Source organism: Streptosporangium sp. LJ11 (assembly GCF_051918945.1).
In the GTDB taxonomy this organism is placed as follows: domain Bacteria; phylum Actinomycetota; class Actinomycetes; order Streptosporangiales; family Streptosporangiaceae; genus Streptosporangium.
Genome location: NZ_JBPXMB010000094.1, coordinates 1 through 1,178, shown reverse-complemented (window position 1 = coordinate 1,178; position 1,178 = coordinate 1). Strand labels below are relative to the sequence as shown.

1 protein-coding gene is annotated in these 1,178 nt (G+C 72.8%); it reads right to left on the bottom strand.

Going from position 1 to position 1,178, the window contains the following annotated elements; genetic code table 11:
* Positions 1-1,178, bottom strand: a 1,178-nt coding sequence (locus ACTOQ3_RS43525) for a polyketide synthase dehydratase domain-containing protein (RefSeq protein WP_440089929.1), incomplete at both ends; no start/stop codon positions are given.

Below are 1,178 nucleotides of genomic sequence, written 5' to 3'. Positions count from 1 at the left end.
CCTGCACCACACCCAACGCCTCGTGCACCCCGGCCGACACCTCGACCAGCACACACTCCGCAACCTCACCATCCAGCAAACCGGCCAGAGAACCGGCCACCACCCACCCGGGCACCCCCGCAGGAGCGGAAACGGAACCGGCCGGAGCCTCACTCCACTCGACGTGGAACAGCTTGTTCCTGAGCCCGGTGGTGCGAATGGTCTCCGGCCCGCCGATGGAGACCGGGCGTACGGCCAGCGACGCGACCGTCGCCACCGGCAGGCCCGCGGTGTCCGTCAGCTTGAGCGAGACCGCGCCCTGGGCGGTCAGCGAGATCCTGATACGGAGTTTCGTGGCTCCGGAGGCGTGCAGCGCCACCCCGCTCCAGGCGAACGGCAGGGAGGGCCGGCCGGGCTCGGAGTCGGTCACGAACTCACCGAGGGCTGTGGCGTGCAGGGCGACGTCGAACAGCGCCGGATGCAGCCCGAATCTGGCGGCGTCCCGTGCCATGTCCTCGGGCAGCGCCAGCTCGGCGAAGACCTCGTCGCCCTTGCGCCACGCGGCCCGCAGCCCGCGGAAGGCGGGGCCGTAGTCCAGGCCGATGGCGGCGAAGTTCTCGTACAGCCCCTCCATGCCGACGGCCTGCGCGCCCTCCGGTGGCCAGGTCTCCTCGGCTTCCGGCACGACCACGCCGACGCGGGCCAGTATGCCCGCGGCGTTCTGGGTCCAGGGCTCGTCCTGCGCTTCGTGCAGGCGGGAGTAGATCCCCAGCTGCCTGCGTCCGTCCTCGTCGGGTGCGCCGACGGCCACCTGCAGCTGGACGGCTCCGCGCTCGGGCAGGAACAGCGGCGCCTGCAGCGTCAGCTCCTCCAGCAGGTCGCAGCCGACCTCGTCACCCGCCCGTACGGCCAGCTCCACGAGGCCGGTTCCCGGCAGGAGCACCTGCCCGTTGACCGCGTGGTCGGCCAGCCACGGGTGTGTGGCGATCGACACGCGTCCGGTGAGGACCGCCGCTCCGCTCTCCGCGAGCCCGGTGGACGCGCCGAGCAGCGGGTGCCCGGTCGCCCAGAGCCCGAGGCTTTCCGCGTCGCCCGCGCCGCCCGTCTCCAGCAACCAGTAGCGCTGGTGCTGGAAGGCGTAGGTGGGCAGATCCACCCGGCGAGGCCCGGCCGGGGCGATGGCCCGCTCCCAGTCCACC